17 protein-coding genes are annotated in these 21,163 nt (G+C 73.1%); 4 read left to right on the top strand and 13 right to left on the bottom strand.

Annotated elements, in window-relative coordinates:
- Positions 1 to 74: 74 nt before the first annotated feature.
- Together ACFVS8_RS18650 and ACFVS8_RS18655 are read right to left on the bottom strand one after the other, a co-directional pair.
- The gene (locus ACFVS8_RS18650) at positions 75 to 857 is read right to left on the bottom strand and encodes an alpha/beta hydrolase (protein ID WP_387065794.1); all 783 of its coding nucleotides are present in this window, start codon (positions 855 to 857) and stop codon (positions 75 to 77) included.
- Between the two features lie 67 nt (positions 858 to 924).
- Positions 925 to 1,425 carry a DUF3060 domain-containing protein gene (locus ACFVS8_RS18655; RefSeq protein ID WP_387065797.1) on the bottom strand — a complete coding sequence of 167 codons (501 nt, stop codon included), beginning with the start codon at positions 1,423 to 1,425 and terminating at the stop codon, positions 925 to 927.
- A 50-nt stretch (positions 1,426 to 1,475) separates the two neighbouring features.
- On the opposite strand from ACFVS8_RS18655, the gene ACFVS8_RS18660 reads away from it, so the two are divergent.
- Positions 1,476 to 4,682 carry a BTAD domain-containing putative transcriptional regulator gene (locus ACFVS8_RS18660; protein WP_387065800.1) on the top strand — a complete coding sequence of 1,069 codons (3,207 nt, stop codon included), beginning with the start codon at positions 1,476 to 1,478 and terminating at the stop codon, positions 4,680 to 4,682.
- A gap of 14 nt (positions 4,683 to 4,696) precedes the next feature.
- Here ACFVS8_RS18660 and ACFVS8_RS18665 read toward each other — a convergent pair whose 3' ends face one another.
- Both ACFVS8_RS18665 and ACFVS8_RS18670 read right to left on the bottom strand, forming a co-directional pair.
- On the bottom strand, positions 4,697 to 5,575 hold the full coding sequence (locus ACFVS8_RS18665) for an ABC transporter permease (RefSeq protein ID WP_387065803.1): 879 nt from the start codon (positions 5,573 to 5,575) through the stop codon (positions 4,697 to 4,699).
- Complete coding sequence (locus ACFVS8_RS18670) at positions 5,572 to 6,618, bottom strand: ATP-binding cassette domain-containing protein (RefSeq protein ID WP_387065806.1); 1,047 nt, start codon at positions 6,616 to 6,618, stop codon at positions 5,572 to 5,574. The genes ACFVS8_RS18665 and ACFVS8_RS18670 overlap by 4 nt, the downstream gene beginning before the upstream one ends.
- A 239-nt stretch (positions 6,619 to 6,857) precedes the next feature.
- Here ACFVS8_RS18670 and ACFVS8_RS18675 point away from each other — a divergent pair, with 239 nt between their 5' ends.
- Positions 6,858 to 8,243: an L-serine ammonia-lyase gene (locus ACFVS8_RS18675; RefSeq protein WP_387065809.1), complete on the top strand. Its 1,386-nt coding sequence runs from the start codon at positions 6,858 to 6,860 to the stop codon at positions 8,241 to 8,243.
- Between the two features lie 58 nt (positions 8,244 to 8,301).
- Here the strand turns inward: ACFVS8_RS18675 and ACFVS8_RS18680 are convergent, their stop codons facing one another.
- From ACFVS8_RS18680 to ACFVS8_RS18700, 5 genes are all read right to left on the bottom strand, one after another.
- Entirely contained in the window at positions 8,302 to 8,838 is a 537-nt protein-coding gene (locus tag ACFVS8_RS18680) for a rhodanese-like domain-containing protein (RefSeq protein WP_387065812.1), read from the bottom strand.
- A 201-nt stretch (positions 8,839 to 9,039) separates the two neighbouring features.
- Positions 9,040 to 10,314, bottom strand: a complete 1,275-nt coding sequence (locus tag ACFVS8_RS18685) for a M18 family aminopeptidase (protein WP_387065815.1) — start codon at positions 10,312 to 10,314, stop codon at positions 9,040 to 9,042.
- A 65-nt stretch (positions 10,315 to 10,379) separates the two neighbouring features.
- Complete coding sequence (locus ACFVS8_RS18690; RefSeq protein WP_387065818.1) at positions 10,380 to 11,318, bottom strand: DnaJ domain-containing protein; 939 nt, start codon at positions 11,316 to 11,318, stop codon at positions 10,380 to 10,382.
- Positions 11,319 to 11,478: 160 nt separating this feature from the next.
- Positions 11,479 to 13,989 (bottom strand): beta strand repeat-containing protein, encoded by a 2,511-nt coding sequence (locus tag ACFVS8_RS18695; RefSeq protein WP_387065820.1) that lies wholly within the window; start codon positions 13,987 to 13,989, stop codon positions 11,479 to 11,481.
- 156 nt (positions 13,990 to 14,145) lie between these two features.
- Complete coding sequence (locus tag ACFVS8_RS18700; RefSeq protein WP_387065823.1) at positions 14,146 to 15,774, bottom strand: methyltransferase; 1,629 nt, start codon at positions 15,772 to 15,774, stop codon at positions 14,146 to 14,148.
- A 186-nt stretch (positions 15,775 to 15,960) separates the two neighbouring features.
- On the opposite strand from ACFVS8_RS18700, the gene ACFVS8_RS18705 reads away from it, so the two are divergent.
- Complete coding sequence (locus ACFVS8_RS18705) at positions 15,961 to 16,293, top strand: hypothetical protein (RefSeq protein ID WP_387065825.1); 333 nt, start codon at positions 15,961 to 15,963, stop codon at positions 16,291 to 16,293.
- A gap of 62 nt (positions 16,294 to 16,355) precedes the next feature.
- Here the strand turns inward: ACFVS8_RS18705 and pnuC are convergent, their stop codons facing one another.
- Both pnuC and ACFVS8_RS18715 read right to left on the bottom strand, forming a co-directional pair.
- Positions 16,356 to 17,030: a nicotinamide riboside transporter PnuC gene (gene pnuC / locus ACFVS8_RS18710; RefSeq protein WP_387065828.1), complete on the bottom strand. Its 675-nt coding sequence runs from the start codon at positions 17,028 to 17,030 to the stop codon at positions 16,356 to 16,358.
- Positions 17,027 to 17,506 carry a DUF3054 domain-containing protein gene (locus ACFVS8_RS18715; protein ID WP_387065830.1) on the bottom strand — a complete coding sequence of 160 codons (480 nt, stop codon included), beginning with the start codon at positions 17,504 to 17,506 and terminating at the stop codon, positions 17,027 to 17,029. Before ACFVS8_RS18715 ends, pnuC begins: the two co-directional genes overlap by 4 nt.
- Before the next feature lie 60 nt (positions 17,507 to 17,566).
- Here ACFVS8_RS18715 and ACFVS8_RS18720 point away from each other — a divergent pair, with 60 nt between their 5' ends.
- Complete coding sequence (locus ACFVS8_RS18720) at positions 17,567 to 18,079, top strand: O-acetyl-ADP-ribose deacetylase (protein ID WP_387065833.1); 513 nt, start codon at positions 17,567 to 17,569, stop codon at positions 18,077 to 18,079.
- 206 nt (positions 18,080 to 18,285) lie between these two features.
- On the opposite strand, the gene ACFVS8_RS18725 is transcribed toward ACFVS8_RS18720, so the two are convergent.
- Positions 18,286 to 20,310, bottom strand: coding sequence for a thioredoxin domain-containing protein (locus tag ACFVS8_RS18725; protein WP_387065836.1), 2,025 nt, complete (start codon positions 20,308 to 20,310; stop codon positions 18,286 to 18,288).
- A 4-nt stretch (positions 20,311 to 20,314) separates the two neighbouring features.
- Positions 20,315 to 21,154 carry an aldo/keto reductase gene (locus ACFVS8_RS18730; RefSeq protein WP_387065839.1) on the bottom strand — a complete coding sequence of 280 codons (840 nt, stop codon included), beginning with the start codon at positions 21,152 to 21,154 and terminating at the stop codon, positions 20,315 to 20,317.
- Positions 21,155 to 21,163: the final 9 nt, after the last annotated feature.

Here is a 21,163-nt window from a genome sequence, read left to right on the forward strand (position 1 = left end):
TACCTTACCTTGTCAACCGATGTTGCTTAAATGTCCAGTCTCATCCGACGGATGCCGCGGCATCCGCTCGTGCACTACTCCCCCGACGCGCCCCAGAACTCGACAAGCGCGTCGGCGATCGCCTCGCGCACCTCGGCGTCGGAGGCGGTTGCGACGCCGTCGCCCGGCTGCACCCCGTAGTCGCCGAAACTCGCGTGGTTCGCGCCCTCGATCTCGACGAAGGCCGCGTCGGAGGGCAGCAGGTGGGCGGCGCCCTCGATCTTGTCGGGCGTGCTGAGTCCGTCGTCGCTGCCCGAGATGCTGAGCACCGCGAGGTCGGTGTCGCTGACGTCGTTCGAGCAGTACGAGCCGAAGAACACGAGGCCCGCGACATCCTCGCCGTCGGCCGCCATCATGCACGCCTTGACCCCGCCGAGCGAGTGCCCGCCCACGTACCACTCGTCGACGTCGGGCGCGTGCCGCGTGAACGTGTCGAGCGGGCGCGTGTCGAAGAACGCGAGGTTCAGCGTGGGCTTGGTGATCACCACGGTGGTGCCCGTCTCGGCGGCCGCGTCGACGAGCTTCGCCAGATAGGCGTACGGGTCGACCTTCGCGCCCGGGATGAACACGAGGCCGCGATCGGATGCCCCGTCGACCGGGGTCATCACGACCGAGTCGTCGAACGACTCGATGGCCACGCGGTCGTCGGTCCACGCCTCGAGCGCGGCCGGGCGCTCGCCCTGCATGACGGTGTTCGCCCACACCAGGAACCCGACTACGAGCAGCGCGAGCACCGACACGACGGCCACGAGCACGGGCAGCACCCGACGACGGGTCGATCGTGCGCGGGCGGGACGGGCTGCGGCGTCGTTCGTCATCCTCCGAGTCTCGCAGGCCCGCCGCAGTGCCGGATCAGCCTTTCGATGGTGCCGCGGGGCCGCGGCGTCAGCGACGCTCGACGGAGTTGCCGTTGCCGCTCACGCGCACGGGCTGCGGATCGTTGTCGGACTCGACGTCGTTGTCGTCGCCGGTGATCTCGACCGACCCGATGGTGCCGGCCTCGAGGCTGTTGTCGTTGCCCGCGATCGTGATCGAGGCGATCGTGCGGGCCTCGACATCGTTCTCGTTCCCCTTGACCGTGACCGCGCCGAGGTCGGAACTCGACTCGACGTCGTTGTCGCGACCCTCGACCGAGAGCGCGGTCGCCGCCGCCATCCGCACCTCGAGGTCGTCGCCTCGCACGATCACCTCGGCGCAGTCTCCGGTGACCTCGTACCGCACGCGCTGCCCGTCGAGCGTGACGCTCGCCGACTCGGCGCACGAGACCTGCTGCCGGCCTCCCGACGAGCCGGAGCCCCCGGTGCCGCCGCCCGTGCCCGGCATCGCGCAGCCCGCGAGCGCCAGCACGCCGAGCAGCATCCCGGCCGTCATGATCCGTGTTCGCATGTCGCCCCCTCGCTCCAGCCTAGGCGCACGGGCGCCGGTAGGCTCGTGCCGTGCCCTCAGCCTCCGCAGCTCCGACCCGGGTGCGGGTGCTCGGCCCGGTCACGATCGAGGGCCGCGGCGGCGAGCCCGTCGAGCCGACGGGAACCCTGGCGAAGGCGCTCATCGCGGTGCTCGCGGTGCTCCCGCGCGAGGCGGGCGGCGCGGTCGGCGTCGACGCGATCGTCGACGAGCTGTGGGGCGACGACGACCGGCCCCGCAACGAGAAGGCGGCCCTCCAGACGCTCGTGAGCCGGCTGCGCGCCGTCGCGGCCGACGGCATGCTGCACTCGGTTCCCGGCGGGTACGCACTCGGCGTCGACACCGCCGAGGTCGATCTCGGCCTCGCGATCCGGGTGTCGACGGATGCCTCGGCCGACGCGTCGGCGATCGACGCCGCGCTCTCGCTGTGGCGGGGCGAGCCCGGGGCGGACCTCGGCGACGCACCCGTCGGCGCGGCCCTCGCCGAACGGGCGGCGAGCGCGAGGTCGGCCCTGCTCGACCGCCGCGCGCGGCTGCGGGCCGAGTCGGGCGACCACGCGGGGGCCGCGGCCGACCTGGGCCTGCTGCTCGAGATGCACCCGCTCGACGAACGACTCGTCGTCGGCCACCTCCGCGAGCTCGCGGCGTCGGGCCGGCGGGCCGAGGCGGTGGCCTCCTTCGCCGCGTTCCGCACGCGGCTGGCCGACGAGCTCGGAGTCTCGCCGTCGGCCGAGCTCGTGGCGCTCAACGCCGAGCTGCTGCGCGACGAGCCGGCGACCGCCCCGACGGGGATGCGACGCCGGGTGGGGCTGCGTGCCGCGCCCAACGAGCTCATCGGGCGCGACGACGACCTCGATGCCGTCGAGCGCGCCATGTCGGCGCACCGGCTCGTGACGATCCTCGGGCCGGGCGGGCTCGGCAAGACCCGGCTCGCCCAGGAGCTCGCGCTCCGCTCCCAGGCGCCCTCGGTCGTCGTCGTCGAGCTCGCGAGCGTGCGCACCGGCGACGACCTGTCGCTCGCCCTGGGTTCCGTGCTCGGCGTCCGCGAGACCAGTGCGGCCCAGCGCCTCGGTGAGGCCGCGATCACGCGCCGCGACGCGCGCACCCGCATCATCGAGCAGCTCGCCGAACGCCCGACGCTGCTCGTGCTCGACAACTGCGAGCAGATCGTCGAGGGCGTCGCCGAGTGGACCGCCGAGCTGCTCGCGGCCGTACCGACACTCCGCGTGCTCGCCACGAGCCGCAGCCCGCTCGCGATCGGCGCCGAGCAGGTGTACCCGCTCTCCGCCCTGGCCGCCGTGGGGCACGACGCGGAGCCAGGCCCGGCCGCACGCCTCTTCGTCGAGCGGGCAAGGTCCGCCCGCCCCGCGGCATCCCTCCCCCTCGACGTCGTCGAACGTCTGTGCGCTCGCCTCGACGGCCTGCCGCTCGCGATCGAGCTCGCCGCAGCGCGCGTGCGGTCGATGAGCGTCGAGCAGATCGAGGCCCGGCTCGCCGACCGGTTCTCGCTGCTCGCCGGCGGCGACCGCTCGGCGCCCGAGCGCCAGCGCACGCTCGCCGCGGTCATCGAGTGGAGCTGGGCGCTGCTCACCCCCGCCGAGCAGGCGGCGCTGCCCCGGCTGGCGTGGTTCGTCGACGGCTTCGCGGCCGAGGCGGCCGAGGCCGTGCTCGGCACCGACGACCCGGTCTGGGTGCTCGACGGGCTCATCGCGCAGTCGCTGCTCTCGGTCGTCGACGACTCGCTCGGCCAGCCGCGCTTCCGCATGCTCGAGACGGTGCGGGAGTTCGGCCAGCTCCGCCTCGACGACGACGATCGCGAAGGGGTCGTCGCCGCGATGGCCCGCTGGGCGTCGGCCTTCGCACGTCGATCGCTGGCCCACGTGCGCGGGCCGGAGCAGCTGCCCACCTTCGCCGCGATCGCGATCGAGCAGGACAACCTCGTCGCGGTGCTGCGCACGGCCATCGACCGACGCGACGCACCCGCGATCTTCTCGGTGTTCGCCGCGCTCGGCTACTTCTGGACGGTGCGGAGCGCCCACACCGAGATCCTCGGGCTGAGCGAGGCCGTGCTCGAGGCGACGCGCGGCACCGCGACGAAGGCCGAAGACGCCGAGGTGACCTCGCTCGCGCTCATCCTCATCGCCGGCACGAACTTCGCCGCCGAGACGACGAGCGGCCTCCGCGCGCTCGCGCGGCTGCGGCGCGTGGCGGGCCTCGGGCACCCGGTCGCGCCGTGGATCGACGCGATCTCGCGGTTCCTGCTGGCCCTGCCCGACCTCGAACTCGCCGGCGGCCTGATCGTCGGCATGGCCGACGCCGACGACCCCGAGACGGCGTTGCTCGCGAACATCCTGCAGTCGCAGTTCACCGAGAACGAGGGCGAGCCCGACCTCGCCGCCGAGCACGCCCTGCGCACCCACGAGCTCGCCGAGCGCGTCGGCGACGCCTGGGCGACGGCGATGTCCGCCCTCATGCTCGCCGAGCTCGCCGGTCAGCGCGGCGCCTCGACCGAGGCCCTCGAGTGGGCGACCGAAGCGCGAGCGGGCATGGTCAGGCTCGAGGCCACGCAGGACCTGCTCCAGATCGACTGGATGATCACGAGCCACCTCATCTCGGCCGGTCGACTCGACGAGGCCGAGGAGCGCCTGCTCGTGCAGGCCGCCGACGACCGTGTCACGAGCGACGGCATCCCGCAGGCGATGACGGCCCACCTCGGCCTCGTCGAGATCGCACGGCTGCGCGGCGACACTGCCCTCGCCCTCGAGCGCGCGCCCCGTGTGCTCCAGGAGTTCACGCAACCGCGTCAGCGCTCCTCGCCGTGGTTCCAGATCATGCTCGCCACGCTCGTCGCGGGCGGGGTGCAGTCCGGCTGGCCCGAGGCCCGCATCGCCGACTGGGCAGAGCGCATGCGCCGCCGCACGGTCGCGGCCCTCCGCGCCCGAGGGGGCGTCTTCACCGACCGTCCGGTGCTCGGCACCGCGTCGGCCGCGTGGAGCGCCTGGGCCGTGCGGCATCCGTCACTGGCCGATCGTGCGGTCGAGACGTTCGCGCTCGCCGAGGTGCTGCACTCGCGTCAAGACCTGCCGGCGCTGCGGCTCGAGCACATCGCCGTGGTCATCGCCGAGCACGCAGGCGCCGACCGCCTCGCCGCAGCCCGCGCCGCGGCATCCGTGCTCTCGAACGCCGAGCGCACGGAACGAGCTCGCACGCTGATCGCGGAGCCCGTTCCGAGGGTGTGACGAGAGGCGGTGTCTCAGGCCTTTCGCATGTACGCCCGCACGGTGAGCGGTGCGAACACCGCGACGACGACGGCCGCGCCGACGATCGACCAGCCCGCGTCGGCGCCGAGGCCGATGCCGTTCACGAGGTCGCGCACCGCGGTCACGAGGTGCGACACCGGGTTGATGTCGGCGAACCACGCGAGCGGCGCCGGCATGGTCGACGGGTCGACGAACGCGTTCGACAGGAACGTCAGGGGGAACAGCACGATCATCGAGATGCCCTGCACGCTCGAGGCGCTGCGCGCGATGACGCCGAAGAACGCGAAGATCCACGACAGGCTCCACGCGCACACGATGACGAGGAGCGCCGCGCCGACGACGCCGAGCAGGCCGCCTTCGGGACGCAGGCCCATGAGGTAGCCCATCGCGAAGGTGAGCGTCGTCGCGATGAGGTAGCGCACGGTGTCGGCGAGCAGGGCGCCCGAGAGCGGTGCGATGCGCGCGATCGGCAGCGACCGGAAGCGGTCGAAGACGCCCTTGGCCATGTCCTCGCGCAACTGCACGCCCGTGACGATCGACGTCGAGATGACCGTCTGCACGAGGATGCCCGGGATGATGATCGGCAGGTAGCTCTGCACGTCGCCCGCGACCGCCCCGCCGAAGATGTACGTGAACATCACGGTGAAGATGATCGGCTGCAGGGTCACGTCGAAGAGCTGCTCGGGGGTGCGCTTGATCTTGAGCAGGCCGCGGTGGGCCATGGTGAACGTGTGCGCGAGGGTCTCGCGCAGGCTCACCCGGTTCTTCAGGTCGCGTTCGGCGCCCGGAACGATGCGAGGGGCGGATGCCGCGGCGCGGGCGCCGGCCGTCGGGGCCGCGCTCGGCCCGGCCGGGCTGGTGGTGGTGGTCATGCGCGGCTCCCTTCGAGCGCGAGGTCGTGTCCGTCGCGGTCGGATGCCGCGGCGCCGACTTCGTCGTCGGTCTCGACGCCGTGGCCGGTGAGGGTGAGGAAGACCTCGTCGAGCGTGGGCTTCTGCACGCTGAACTCGGCGAGGTGGATGCCCTCGTCGCGGAACGTGACGAGGAGGTCGGCGACGCGGTCGGCGTCGGCCATGGGCGCGGTCAGGCGGGCGGCCTCGGGCGAGGCGACCGGCACGACCCCGAGCACGCGCTCGATCGCGGTGCGCGCGTCGTCGAGGTCTCGCTGGTCGCCCAGCCGCAGGTGCAGGCTCGACGTGCCGACCGAGGCCTTGAGCTCGTCACCGGTACCCTCGGCGACGACGCGTCCACGGTCGATGACGGCGATGCGGTCGGCGAGCTGGTCGGCCTCGTCGAGGTACTGGGTCGTGAGCAGCACGGTCGATCCGGTCGCGACGAGGCGGCGGATGGTCTCCCACATCTGGGCGCGCGTGCGCGGGTCGAGGCCCGTGGTCGGCTCGTCGAGGAAGATGAGCGGCGGCTGGGCGATGAGGCTCGCGGCGAGGTCGAGGCGTCGGCGCATGCCGCCCGAGAAGTTCTTCAGCGGGCGCTTGGCGGCCTCGGTGAGGCCGAACTCCTCGAGGAGCTCGGCGGTCTTGCGACGCGCGGCGCGCGGGCTCAGCCCGAGCAGGCGCGAGAAGAGCATGAGGTTCTCGTTGGCCGAGAGCGTCTCGTCGACCGAGGCGTACTGGCCGGTGACGCCGATGAGCTGGCGCACGACCTGGCTCTCGCGCTGCACGTCGTGGCCGAAGATGCGGGCGCGGCCGGCATCCGGTCGCAGCAGGGTCGCGAGCATGGAGATGGTGGTGGTCTTGCCGGCGCCGTTCGGGCCGAGCACACCGTAGACGGTGCCGGTCGCGACGCGGAGGTCCACGCCGTCGACGGCGCGGTTCGTTCCGAAGACCTTCACGAGGCCCTCGGCTTCGACGGCCCAGTCGCGCGAGGCGAGGGCGTCGGGTGACGGTGAGGTGGTCATGACGACCATGCTCCGCGTCGCCGCTTGCACGGCGCTTGCACGGCGCTCACATCGTCGCGAGGCGCGTGTCAGCGCCACACGGGCGCGAGTCGGCCTCACCTCGTGGTTGCGCACGCGCACACGGGCGGATGCCGCGTGCGGCCGTCATGTGCAACACTCCGCGCCGGGGCCTGCTGCCGCGCAAGATCCGTGCATGAGGTCGGCGAATGCGTGCACGGTCTGCGGCGTAGCCTTGGGATGTGACAGCGTTCGTCTCAGCCCTCGATCTCTTCTCGATCGGGATCGGACCGTCGAGTTCGCACACCGTCGGCCCGATGCGGGCGGCGCGCGCGTTCGTCGAGCGGCTCGACGACGACGGCCTGCTCGACCGGGTCGACCGCGTCTCGTGCACGCTGTACGGTTCGCTCGGCGCAACCGGGCTCGGCCACGGCACGCCCGACGCCGTGGTCGCCGGGTTGCGCGGACTGCGCCCCGACGACTGCGACCCGGCGGCGGTGCACGACGCCTGGAGCCGGCTCGGCGACGGCGCCGAGGTGGGCCTCGCGGGGCGGCACCCGATCACGATGACGACCGAGGACGTGGCGTTCGCGCCGCGCACCCGGCTGCCCGGCCACCCGAACGCGATGACGCTGCAGGCCTGGCGCGGCGACGACGCCCTGCCGCTGCTCGAGGAGACCTACTACTCCGTCGGCGGGGGCTTCATCCGCCGCGACGGCGACGCCCCGCAGGAGTCGGAGGTCGTGCGCTACCCGCTGCCGTACTCCAACGCCGCCGAGCTGCTCGAACTCTGCGAGCGCCACGGGGTCTCGATGTGCGACGTCGTGCGCTCGAACGAGATCGCCCTGCACGGCGAGCACGGCATAGACGACGGCCTCGATCGCGTGTGGGCGGCGATGGCCGAGTGCGTCGAGCACGGCCTCTCGACCGAGGGCGTGCTGCCCGGCGGACTCCAGGTGAAGCGACGCGCCCCCCGGGTGCGCGGCAGGCTCGAGCAGTTCGACCGCGACGAGACCGGTCACCCCGGCGCCCGCGACACCTCGACCGAGTGGCTGCACGCGTTCGCCCTCGCCGTCAACGAGGAGAACGCCTCGGGCGGCCGCGTCGTGACCGCCCCCACGAACGGGGCGGCCGGCATCATCCCCGCGGTCGGCCACTACTACCTGCGGTTCGTGCCGGGCGCGGATGCCGCGGGCATCCGCCGCTACCTGCTCACCGCCGCCGCGATCGCGTCGCTCGTCAAGCGCAACGCCTCGATCTCGGGCGCCGAGGGCGGCTGCCAGGCCGAGGTCGGCTCGGCCTGCGCGATGGCGGCGGGCGGACTCTGCGCCGTGCTCGGCGGCACGCCCAGGCAGGTCGAGAACGCCGCCGAGATCGCGATCGAGCACCACCTCGGCCTGACCTGCGACCCGGTCGGCGGGCTCGTGCAGGTGCCGTGCATCGAACGCAACGCGATCGCCTCGTCGACGGCGGTCTCGGCCGCACGCCTCGCGCTGCACGGCGACGGCACCCACCTCGTGTCGCTCGACACGGTCATCGAGACCATGCGTCAGACCGGACTCGACATGAAGAAGAAGTACAAGGAGACGAGCCTCGGCGGCCTCGCCGTGAACGTCATCGAGTGCTGAGCGGGCCGCGAACGGGTGTCCCGTTCCGCGCGCGACCCGCTCGGTCGGTGGGCCGCGCTCAGCAGGCGCAGGTGATGCCCGTGTCGATCACGGTGACGGATGCCGGAGCCCCCGCTGCGGCATCCGCCCCCGTGAGCCCGTCGGGTGCGACGTTCGTGAGACCGTCGGGCCGTCGCTGCGCGAGGCCCTCGTCGGTGTCGAACGCGAACCCCTCGCGCACCCAGTACTCGAATCCGCCGATCATCTCCTTGACGGGGTATCCGAGCGTCGCGAACTCCAGCGCCGAGCGCGTCGCGCCGTTGCATCCCGGGCCCCAGCAGTAGACGACGACGGGGGTGCCGACCGGGACGACGGATGCCGCGCGCTCGGCGATGTCGCGGCGCGGCAGGTGCACGGCGCCCGGCACTCGGCCCTGCGCCCACGCGGCGTCGCTGCGCGTGTCGATGAGCACGAACGGCTCGCTGCCGGCGAGGGCGGCCTGCACGTCGGAGACGTCGGCCTCGAATCCGAGCCGACCGCGGAAGTGCGCGATCGCGTCGACGGGCGAGGCGACGTGGTCGAAGAGGGAGGCTGCGATGGCCGGATATTGCGTCATGGCTCGATGCTGCCACCCTCGACGGCGTCGACGCTCGCGAAATCCGGACGACGACCCGCGACATCCGGCCAACCGTCCCACCGGCCCCAGCCGGCCACCGAAACAGGAAGACGCGCCGCCGTGTTGCACCCGAGACAGGCAGCGGCGCAGCGTGTCGCGCCGGGCTTCCTGTTTCGGGTACGGGCGGCGGTGCGGGTTGGCTCAGGCGGGCGAGAGGAACGCGGTCGCGGCGGCCGCGAGCGCCGCGAGGTCGTCGACGTGCGACAGTTCGCGCGCCGAGTGCATCGACAGCAACGGCGTGCCGACGTCGACCGTGCGGATGCCGAGGCGGGTCGCACTCAGCGGCCCGATGGTCGAGCCGCACGGGATCGCGTTGTTCGACACGAACGGCTGGAACCGCACGCCGGCCTGCTCGCACGCGCGCGCCCAGAGCGCCGAGCCGTGCGCGTCGGTCGCGTACTTCTGGTTGGCGTTCAGCTTCAGCAGCGGGCCGTCGCCGAGGTGCGGGCGGTTCACCGGGTCGTGGCGCTCGGGGTAGTTCGGGTGCACGGCGTGCCCGGCATCGGACGACAGCAGCCACGAGTCGGCGAACGCGCGACGGCGCTCGTGCTCGTCGGCGCCCAGGCCGCCGGCGATGCGGGCCAGCACGTCGACCAGGAAGGGTCCGCTGGCGCCCGAGCGCGACTCGGAGCCGAGCTCCTCGTGGTCGAACGCGGCCAGCACGCTGACGTGGTCGGATGCCGCGTCGGCCGCGGCGAGCAGGGCCACGAGCCCGGCGTGCACCGAGGTCAGGTTGTCCTGGCGCCCGGCCGCGAAGAACACGTCGTCGAGGCCGAACCGCGCGGGCGCGGCGGTGTCGGCCACGAGCACGTCGTGCCCGGCGACCTCGTCGGCGTGCAGTCCCGCGATGCCCGCGAGGTGGGCGAGCACGTCGGCCCCGGCGCCCGTGCCCCAGATGGGCTGGAGGTGGCGCTGGCGGTCGAGCGTCAGGCCCTTGTTGACCTCGCGGTCGAGGTGGATCGCGAGCTGCGGGATGCGCAGCAGCGGACCGGTGCGCACCAGGTGCTCGCCGCCGTCGGCCGTCACCAGGCGACCGGCGAGCTCGAGCTCGCGATCGAGCCAGGAGTTCAGCAGCGGACCGCCGTAGACCTCGACGCCCGCCTGCAGCACGCCCTCCGAGCTCGTCGAGGCGCCGGGCTTGAGCTTGAACGAGGGCGAATCGGTGTGCGCGCCGATGATGCGGTACGGGCTGGTCGCCGTCGCCGCATCTGGCTGCACCCACGCGATGACCGCGCCGTCGCGCACGACCACGCGACGCCCCGGACCCGTCGGCCACTCGTCGCGCTCGTCGAGGCGCTCGAACCCCGCCGCCACGAGGCGATCGGCGACCGCGGCGGCCGCGTGGTACGACGAGGGCGATTCGCGGATGAAAGCGGAGAGGTCTTCGATGTGGGCGTCGCGGTCAACCATGGGCATGGGTCAATCCAACACCGTGGCCGCGACGAGCGCGAACCGGGCCCGAGCCGGAGCAGGAGGCGCGGTCAGGCGAAGCGCACGCTCTGCTGCAGGCGCGTGCGCACCTCCATGACCTCGGCGCCCCCGATGAAGGGCGACCCCGGGATGCCCTCGCGGATCGCGCTCGCGAGCCGCGACGCGCGCACCAGCACGACGACGGCGCCGCGATTCGTGCCGCCGACCTGGAGCGGCTCCTCGGCGAACTCGTCGGGCACGACGACGAGGAGTCCGGTCGGCTTGACCTTGGCAGCGCGGCCGATCGCCTTGGCGCGCGCGGCCAGCGCCCGGATCGGACGCTCCCCGGCGAGCGCGTCGCCGATGAGCTCGCCCCGGCGGAACCGCACCTGGCCGCCCCAGTCCTCCGACTGGATCGCGAACAGGCCGGTCGGGCCGAGCACGAGATGGTCGAGCTTGGCGGGCAGGCCCGGGCCTGCGGCATCCGTCGCCAGGTCGTGCCAGACCGTGAACGCGATGCCGAGGGTCGAGAGCGCACGCGCCGTCGCCTCCTCGGCGAGCGCGTCGGCCAGGAGGTGGCGGATGCCCATGGGAGCGCGGCGCACGAGCGACGGGTCGTAGGGATCGGGGATCTCGTCGCCGAGTCCCACCCACTCGCGGATCGCGTCGAGATAGCGCTGGCGGCTCAACCCGCCGGGGTGCCCGTACGAGCGCGCGAGCGGGCGGGAGTCGCGCGGCGGGCGCGGCGGCGCCGGCGCCCAGGTCGCCCTCGTCGGTTCGGCCGCCGCCTCGGCGCTGCGACCGTTGCGGTCGAACGCCGCCCTGGCCGAGGGGGTGCCGACGAGCGTCCACGCGCGCTGCACGGCGTCGAACTGCGTGGTCGAGCCGCCCGTGTCGGGATGCGCGTGCCGGAGCGCGCGGCGGTAGGCGCGGCGGAGTTCGTCGGCGTTCGCGTCGGCGCGGACGCCGAGCACCTCGTACGGTGAGGCGGAGAGCGGACTGTCGGGCATGGGCTCGCTTTCGTCGTGCGCAGACGAGACTACCGCCGACCGACTGCGAGACGGCCGCGCCCGACGCAGGTGCGGCGCGTGGCACGGTCTGCCGCCGGACAGCCCGAGGGCCGGCCTCCCCGAGTTCGGGAGACCGGCCCTCGACGGGTGGATCAGGCGATCAGCCGACGGGCACGACGGCCGACGACCCCTTCACGATCGTCTGGTAGCCGCTGAGGGTGCCCGTGACCAGGACGGAGACCGCCGTGCCCTTCTGCGCCGTCGCGAGCTGGTAGGTCGACGCGGTCGCACCCGGGATCGCGGTGCCCCCCGCGTACCACTGGTACGTGAACGCCGTGCCAGTCGTCCAGGTGCCGGTCTTCGCGGTGAGCGTCGAGCCGACCTTCGCCGTGCCCGAGATCGTCGGCGTCGCGACCGTCGCGACCTTCGGCGTCACCTCCGACGTCTTCGTGATCGTCGAGTAGCCCGACAGCGTGCCCTTCACCGCGAGGGTGATCGTCTTGCCGGCGTGCGAAGTCGTGAGCGGGAACGTCGACGCAGTCGCACCCGAGACCGCCGTACCGTTCACGTACCACTGGTACGTGAACGTCGTGCCGCTGGTCCACGTGCCGGTGTTCGCCTTCACCGTCGACCCGACGGCGATCCACTCCGAGATCCACGGCGTGGCGACCGTCGCGACCTTCGCCGTCGCAGCCGACGTCTTCGTGATCGTCGGGTAGCCCGACAGCGTGCCCTTCACCGCGACCGTGATCGTCGTGCCCTGCTGCGCGCTCGTGAGCTTGTACGTCGACGCCGTCGCACCCGAGATCGCCGTGCCCGACGCGTACCACTGGTAGGTGAACGTCGTGCCCGTCGTCCAGGTGCCGGTCTTCGCCGTCAGCGTGGAGGCGACCTCGGCGGCTCCCGAGATCGTGGGCGTCGCGACCGTCGCGACCTTCGCCGTCGCCGCCGAGGTCTTCGTCACCGTGGCGTAGCCCGACAGCGTGCCCTTCACCGCGACCGTGATGGCCTTGCCGGCCTGCGTCGACGTGAGCTTGAACGTCGACGCCGTCGCACCCGAAATCGCCGTTCCCGAGGCATACCACTGGTAGGTCAGCGCGCTGCCGGCCGTCCAGGCGCCCGGGGTCGCGGTCAGCGTCGATCCGACGGCCGCCGATCCGGCGACGGTCGGGGTGGTCGCGGTGGCGACCTTCGCGGTCGCAGCCGACGGCTTGACGGCACGCGTGTTGCCGCCGAGCTTGCCGGTGACGGTCACCGAGATCGTCTTGCCCGCCTGGGCGCTCGTGAGCTTGAACGTCGACGCCGTCGCACCGCTGATCGCGGCGCCCGAGGCGTACCACTGGTAGGAGAGCACGGTGCCCGAGGTCCAGGTGCCGGTCACGGCCGTGAGCGTCGAGGCGACGGCCGGGGTGCCGGAGACCGTCGGCGTCGCTGCCGCGTAGCCGTCGGCCTGGGACGGGCCGATGCCGGCGCTGCGCCCGGTCGCGGGTTCGTACCCCGGCAGGGTTCCGGTCACGACGACCGCGACGAGTCGACCCTGCTGCGCCGAGGTGAGGACGAACGTCTTGCCGGTCGCGCCGGCGATGTTCGCGCCCGAGGCGGTCCACTGGTACGTGAAGGTCGCTCCGGTCGGCCACGTGCCGGGCACGGCGGTCAGCGTCGCACCCGTGACCGTGGTGCCCGTGATCGACGGCGTGCCGGCCGTGATGATCCCCTTCGAGATCGTGCCCGCCTCGATGACGTCGGTCGCCGAGACGTATCCCGCCTTCTCACCGACGAACCGGACGCTGACGGAGGCGCCGACCACGGCTGCCGTCGGGGTGTACGTCGACGCGGTCGCGCCGGCGATCGCCGTGCCGTTCGTGTACCACTGGTAGGTCACCGTGTCGGGCTGCGTCTCCCAGGTGCCGGTGACCTGGAGCACCGAGCCCACCTGACGCGATCCGCTCACGTTCAGGCTGGGCGTGCTCAGCCCCGCCGAGACGTCGGCGTCGATTCCGGTGAGCGCGCCCCCGGCGACCTCGATACGCGTCGCCGAGGCGAGGTCGCCCTGCAACTTCCAGTACTGATCGCGGTGGACGCCCGTGTTGAACTGCAGTGTGTACGTTCCGGCCGCGAGCCCCGAGATCTCGTACGGACCGTTCGCCGCGACGTGCTGGTACCCGGCCTGCGACCACTGGTCGGTGCCGTCGAGTCGCCAGACGATGACGTTCGCGCCGCCGTCCGGAACTCCGGACAGCGTGCCCGCGATCGATCCGGCCTGCGCGAGCGTCGCGTCGATGCCCGTGAGCTGCTGGCCCGCCGTGAGCGTCACGGTCGCGGCGGAGGCGAAGTCGGCTGCTCCCCCGTACCACCCGGGCAGCACGGACGGCTCGTTCCAGGCCCGGAACTCGAGCTTGTAGGTGCCTGCGCCGAGCCCCGGCACGGTGAAGTCGCCGGTCGGCGAGATCGACCCGCCCATCGAGCTGTTGTCGACGGAGGCCTCGAACACGCCGACCGAGAGGCCGGCCGTTGCGGGGTCGATGCCGGCGGGCAACGTGATGTGGCCCGAGATGCTCCCGGTTCCGCTGGGGATCGCGGCATCGGCCGGGGCGGCGGAGATGCCGACGCTTGCGAACACGAGCGCGATGACCGCGCCGAGAACGGCCCAGGCTCGTGGTCGTCTGGTCACGAGGATGTTCAAGCGATGCCTCCCAGCATGCGACGCCCCGCCCGCCCCGGCGCGGGCACGAAGGCGGAACGGGTCGCTTCTGCCGGGATGATGGACATCATCACACGGGAGCCGGGCGCAGCGGCATGGGGAGCGCTCCCCTGTGACTCCCGGCGTCTACTCCGCGAAGCGCAGCATCCCGTCGTCGACGAGCGTGCGCACGGCCGGCAGCAGGTCGGCCGCGAGCGCCGCGGGGTCGACCTCGAGCAGGTGCGCGATCGCGGCGACGATCTGGCCGACCTCGAGCTCGCCGTCGCACGCACCGATGAGTGCGGCGAGGCCGGTGTCGAGCGTGATCGCACGGCCGAACCCGCCGCCCTGGCGCAGCAGCATCGCCGTCGGGTTCTCGTCGCCGGGCCAGTGGTGGCGCTCCTCGGTCACGTCGGGCGCGACGACCAGGCGCGTGCGCGCGAGCTCGGCGTCGGCGAGCCCGGCCTGCACGTCGTGGGCCGCGAGGCACTCCGACAGGTGCGAGCCGAGGGCCGCGCCGTCGCCTCCGAGCGGTCCGTGCAGGCGCTCAAGTCGCGCCAGTCTCGGAGCGTCGGATGCCGCGGGGCGCCGCAGGAGCACGTACCCGAAGCCCACCTCGCGCACGCCGCGCTCGGCGAAGTCGTCGAGCCAGGCGTCGTAGAGGCGGTCGAACTCGGCGCCGGGGCGGGTGCCGCCGTCGCGGATCCACGTCTCGGCGTACTCGGTGACGTGCTGCACCTCGCGCTCGACGATCCAGTGGTCGAGGCCGCTGCGGTCGACCCAGTCTTCGACCCGGTCGAACGCGTCGTCGCGGCCGCGGTACTCCCAGTTGCCGAGCAACTGCGCGACGCCGCCCGGCTCGAGGTGCTCGCCCACGCCGGTGACGACGGCCTCGACGATGCCGTCGCCGACCATGCCGCCGTCGCGGTAGTCGTATTCGGGCACGCCGTCGCGGCGGGGCGTGATGACGAAGGGCGGGTTCGAGACGACGCGGTCGAAGCGCTCGCCGGCGACCGGCTCGAACAGGCTCCCGAGCCGGAACTCGACGCCCTCGATGCCGTTCAGCTCGATGTTCATGCGGGCGATCTCGAGCGCCCGCTCCGAGATGTCGGTCGCGACGACGCGGCCCGCGAAGCGCGACGCGTGCATGGCCTGGATGCCGCAGCCCGTGCCGAGGTCGAGCACGCTCGCCGCGGCATCCGGGATCATCAGGCCCGACAACGTCGACGAGGCGCCGCCGACGCCGAGCACGTGATGCTCGCCGAGCGCATGCCCGAGCGCGAGCTCGCCGAGGTCCGACAGGATCCACCAGTGGCCTGCGCCCCGCGCGTCGGTGAAGGCGTACGGCCGCAGGTCGAGCAGGGGGCGGATGCCGGTGGCCGGCGCCTCGCGGGGGCCCGCGTCGACCCGGCCCGCGTCGGCGGCCTCCTCGGCGACGAGCCCCAGCTCGATCGCGCCGTCGACGCCGAGGGCGGGCACGGCCTGCGCGAACTCGTGGCGCGGGATCGGCAGGCCGAGCACGAACAGCTCGGCCAGGCTCGCGAGGTCGGCCGATGCCGCGTGCTCCGCGCGTCGGGCGTCGAGCACGCGACGGGCCGGCACGCGCTGGCCGCGGTGCAGGGCCGCCGCCGCCTCGGCGCCCCAGAGCGACTCGAGCGCCGCGACCGTGAAGTGCGCTGCCGCCAGGTCGTCGCGTAGCAGGGCGAGCAGCCGGCTCCGGCGATCGCCCGTCGCGGAGCCGATGCGGTCGGAGTCTGGGGCTTCGTGCGCATTCACCCGTCCATTCAACCCCACAGCCCGAAACGCCTCCGATGACGTCGACCCCGCGGCCCCGAAGCCCCCGATGACGCTCGGCGTCATGCACGCGTCATCCGATGGCCATCTGGCGTGACGCGCTGTAACCCGCACGACACACGGCACACGTACCGTTGGCTACGATCGAGACAGCGAGGGGAGGTCGCCATGACACACGCGACGATGCTGGAGAGCCTGCGGCAAGATGCGCGCGACGAGCTTTCGGCGCTCATCGAGCTGCGGTGTCGCATGGGTGAAGACCCGTGGGTGTTCCTGCCCGACCTGCCGTCGGTCGACGAGCAGGTCGTCGCGACGCTCCGCGAGGAGCGCCTGCACTCCGAGCGCTGGAGCCCGGTCCGCGCGCGGGCCTATCACCCGGCCGCGCGAGAGGGTGCGGCCGCGAAGTTCGAGTTCGACCTGCTCCGCGAGATCGCGCTCGAGCACCCCGAGCTCAGCTCGGCCGTGTGGAAGGTGCTCGACCGGGTTCCGTCGACCTGGTGAACCCGGCGACGTGGTGAACCCGGCGACGTGCTGAACCCGGCGACGTGGTGAACGCGTCGCCGTCAGCTTCGGAGTCCGGCGTCGCTCGCCGCACGTCGCTGCACGCGCATCCAGGTGATGAAGCCGACGATCGTGAACGCGCCGTAGAACACATAGAGGAACGCCGACGCGTAGTACCCGGCGCTGATGAGCAACGGCACGCCCACGAGGTCGACCGCGACCCAGATGAGCCAGAACTCGGTCCAGCCCTTGGCCATGCCGTAGGTCGCGAGGAGCGACCCCATGAAGATCCAGGCGTCGGCCCAGACCGGCTCGAACGAGCCGAGCGCACGGAACACCGGCGTGAGCACGAGCGTGCCGCCGACCATGCCGAGGCCGAGCGCGACGCGCACCTTCCAGCTCGCCCAGCGGGGCTCGACCGCGGGCGTGTCAACGCCGCCCGCGCGTCGGTGCTGCGACCAGCGCACCCATCCGTAGATCGACACGATGATGAACATGACCTGCCGGGCGGCCTGGCCGAGCAGGTTGACGGGGTTCGGGGTGTCGAACACGGCCCCGAGGAACACCGTGAAGAGCAGCGCGTTGCCGACGATGCCGACGGGCCACGCCCAGATCTTGCGACGCAGCCCGCCGAGCGCGCTCGCGAGTCCGAAGACGTTGCCGACGATCTCGCGCCACAGGATCACCTGGTCGCCGATCACGAGTTGGGCGTCGAAGAGCCACTCGATGGGGTTCACGAGGCGGGCGTTCCGGTGCGATCGGATGCCGCATCCCGCGCGCCGCGCCCCCGCAGGCGTCCGACGAGCAGCGCGATGCCCCGCCAGCCGAGCAGCAGCACCGCCACGGTGATGGTCGCCACGATGATGAACGCGACCGCCGTGCCCTGACCGGATGCCGCCCGCAGCAGCATGCCGACGATCACGGTCGTCGCCCAGACGACGACACCCATGGGCCACAGTGCGAACGGAGCACGCCACGCCCGTACGACGAGCCATCCGAGCAGCGTGCCGACGAGGAACGGCCACGCCGTGCCGAAGACGCCCGGCAGGTCGAGTCCCTCGGCGTGGCTGGAGCGGCCGATCACCGCGAACACGACGACGAGTGCGGCATCGAGCGCCGCCGCGAGGGCGACGGCCCGAGGCGTGGCGGCGTGAGCCGCGGCGGTCTGGGGCGCGGCGCCGGTCGCGCGCGGCGCAGCGGAGGGGGAGGTCACGCCAACATGGTACGACCGCAGGGCCTCGGCTCCGAAGCGCGACGGTGCGAGACTGGCCGCATGCCCGCCATCACCGCCGTGCTCGGCGACATCACGACCCAGCAGGTCGATGCGATCGTGAACGCCGCGAACACCGCCATGCGCGGCGGGGGCGGCGTCGACGGCGCGATCCACCGCGCAGGCGGCCCTGCCGTGCTGCGCGACTGCATCGTCCGCTTCCCGAACGGCCTCGCGACGGGCGACGCCGGCTGGACGACCGCTGGCGAGATGCCGGCGACCTGGGTCATCCACACCGTCGGCCCGAACTTCGCCACCGGGGAGCGCGACCGGTCGCTGCTCGTCTCGTGCTACCGGCGGGCCCTCGAGGTCGCCGACGAGCTCGGCGCGCACAGCATCGCGTTCCCGCTCGTCAGCGCGGGCGTCTACGGCTGGCCGCGCGCCGACGCGATCGCGGCCGCCGTCGAGACGCTCGCGACCACGCCGACCCGGGTCGAGGACGTGCGCATCGTCGCCTTCTCGCCCGAGATGCACGCCGAGGTGCAGCACGCACTCGACGCGCGGGCCGCGCGCTGAGCCGAGGCGGACCCTCCCGGCGCCCAGGGCGCCCGCGCTCCCTGCGCAAGCGCGGCCCGCGCGCCGCTCACCCGTGACCCGCACCGCCGGAGCGCCGGAACGCCGGACCACCGGACGCGCTCCGGCCCATCTCGCCAATCGACATGCCAGTTCCGCCTCATCGATGAGGCGGAACTGGCATAGCGCGATCGGAAGGGACCGCCGGCTCAGTCGGCGAGCGCCGCGAGTGCCGCCGCATCGCGCACCGGCAGCGCGCACACGAACGACTCGCAGCGGTAGGCGGCCGGGTCGCCGTCGATCGAACCGCGGCCCTCGAAGAGCTCGAAGCCGGCGTCGGCGAAGGCGGCGGCCTGGGCGTCGGTGACGACGGCGGTGACGGATGCCGCGTGGCGGCGCGTCTCGTCGACGAGCGCGTGCGCGTGCGCGGGCTCGCCGGGCGTGGGCGCGGGCTCGCCGGGCGCGGGCGCTCCGCCCGGCGCATCAGGCGAACCGTCGGGCACGACCGTGACGAGCTGCACGAGCGGCGCGGCCAGCCGGGCCATGACCGCGAGCGAGCCGCCGAACGCGATCGGACGCGTCACGGCGATGCCGGCGACCTGCTGCATGGCACGTGCGGCGGCATCGCGGTAGCGGTCGCCCGCGCCGAGGGCGAAGAGCCGCCAGGCGGCGTCGGCGCAGGCCGTGAGCCCGGACGGCGTCGCGCCTTCGGCCGGGTCGTCGGGCAGCGCGAGGCCTCGGGCGGCGAGCACCGGGTCGGCGCCACCGGGGGGCGTGAACCCGCCCGACGGGTCGAGCGCAGCATCGAGGAGCGTCCGAGCGGTGACCGCGTACGACACCTCCCCCGTGGCGAGCGCGAGCTCGAGCAGGCCGCCGGCCAGCATGCCGAGGTCTTCGAGCGTGGCGACCGCGGCCGACACCTCCCCGCCGAGCGAGGCCCGCGCGAGCGTGCCGTCGGCCCCGAGGTGCAGGCCCAGCACGTGATCCGCGGCCCGACGGGCGGCCGCGAGGTCGGCCGCGCCCTCCGCTCCCCCGACCACGGCGCCGAACCTGGCGAGCGCACCGATCGCGAGGCCGTTCCACCCCGCGAGCACCTTGTCGTCGAGCGCGGGCGGCGGCTGCGACATCCGCTCGGCCTTCGTGAGGGCGTAGTAGCCGCCCTCGCTGCGGGCGCCGTCGACGAGGCTCTCGCTGTCCTGCGCGCTCGCGAATCCACCGGACGGCAGCTGCAGGACCCCGCGCAGGAACGCCGCGACGCCTGCCGCGAGCCGCTCGAGTTCGTCGCGCGAGCCCGGCCCCGCGGCATCCGGCCCCGTGATCAGCTCGGCGAGCACGCGCAGCAGCAGCGCGTTGTCGGTGAGCATGCGCTCGTAGTGCGGCTCGCTCCAGTCGGCACGCGTCGCGTAGCGGAAGAACCCGCCCTCGACCGGGTCGCGGAGCGGCGACGCGCCCATCGCGAGCAGGGTGCGCACCGCGAGCGCGCGCCCGCCCGTGTCGGGAGCGACGGCACCGGAGGCGACGGTGCCAGACTCGACGGCACCGGACGCGACCGGGCCGGACGCGACGGCACCGGACGCGACCGGGCCGGGTTCGCTCAGGAAGGCGAGCACGGGCGCGACCGGGAACTTCGGCGCACCGCCGAACCCGCCGTGCACCCGCTCCTCGTCGGCGGCGAGCAGCGCGGCCGCCGCGGCGAGCTCGGCCGCACCGGGCAGGTCGCCGCGGGTCTCGGCGACGGATGCCGCGGCGAGCGCCTCGGCGACGTGCGCCGCCGTGTCGTCGAGCTCCGCACGACGCTCGCGCCAGGCATCCGTCACCGCGATCAGCACGTCCATGAAGGCGGGCACGCCCTGCACCGCGCGCGGCGGGAAGTAGGTGCCCGCGTAGAACGTGCGACCCTCGGGCGTCGTGAGCGCGGTGAGCGGCCAGCCGAGCTGCTTCGTGAACGCGGAGGCCGCGGCGAGGTAGCTCGCGTCGACGTCGGGGTGCTCCTCGCGGTCGACCTTGATCGCCACGAAGTGCTCGTTCAGGTAGGCGGCGACGGCCGGGTCGCTGAAGCTCTCGCGCGCCATGACGTGGCACCAGTGGCAGGTCGCGTAGCCGATCGACACGAGCACGGGCACATCGCGCTCGCGTGCTGCGGCGAACGCCTCCTCGCCCCACGGGTACCAGTCGACCGGGTTGTCGGCGTGCGAACGCAGGTACGGGCTGAGTGCAGAGGCGAGCCGGTTCATCGGATCAGTCGACCTCGTCGGGGTGCGCGCTCACGCGCCCCTCGCGCTCGAGGCCCGTGATCGCGGCGACCTCGTCGTTCGTGAGCTCGAAGCCGAACACGTCGAAGTTCTCGGCCATGCGCTCGCGCCGGTTCGACTTCGGGAAGACGATGTGTCCGCGCTGCAGGTGCCACCGGATGACGACCTGCGCGGGCGTGACCCCGTGGGCGGTCGCGGCGGCGGTCACCTCCGGGATCTCGAACAGCGGGTACTTGCCCTGCCCGAGCGGCCCCCAGGCCTCGATGGCGATGCCCTGCTGCTCGGCGAACGCGGCGGTCTCGGGCTGCTGGTGGTACGGGTGCAGCTCGATCTGGTCGACCGCGGGCACCACGCCCGTCTCGCCGATGAGCCGTTCGAGGTGGTGGGCGAGGAAGTTCGAGACGCCGATCGACCGGGTGCGCGCACTGTCGCGCAGCTGCTCGAACGCCCGCCACGTCTCGACGTAGCGGTCGCGTGCGGGCGTCGGCCAGTGGATGAGGTAGAGGTCGACGTAGTCGAGCCCCAGTCGCTCGAGGCTCGCGTCGAACGCGGCCTGCACCGTGGCCGCGTCGCCCTGGTCGTCGTTCCACAGCTTGGTCGTGATGTACAGCTCCTGCCGGGGGATGCCCGACGCCGCGATCGCCCGACCCACGCCCTCTTCGTTGCCGTAGATGCGGGCCGTGTCGAGGTGGCGGTACCCGATCTCGAGCGCGTCGCTCACGATGCGCTCGGTCTCACCGGGATCGACCTTGAACACGCCGAACCCGAGCTGCGGGATCGAGAGGCCGTCGTTGAGCTGGATGCGGGGAACGAGCTGATCGGTCATGCCCCCATC

It is taken from the genome of Agromyces sp. NPDC058110, assembly GCF_042884735.1.
Taxonomy (GTDB): Bacteria; Actinomycetota; Actinomycetes; order Actinomycetales; family Microbacteriaceae; genus Agromyces.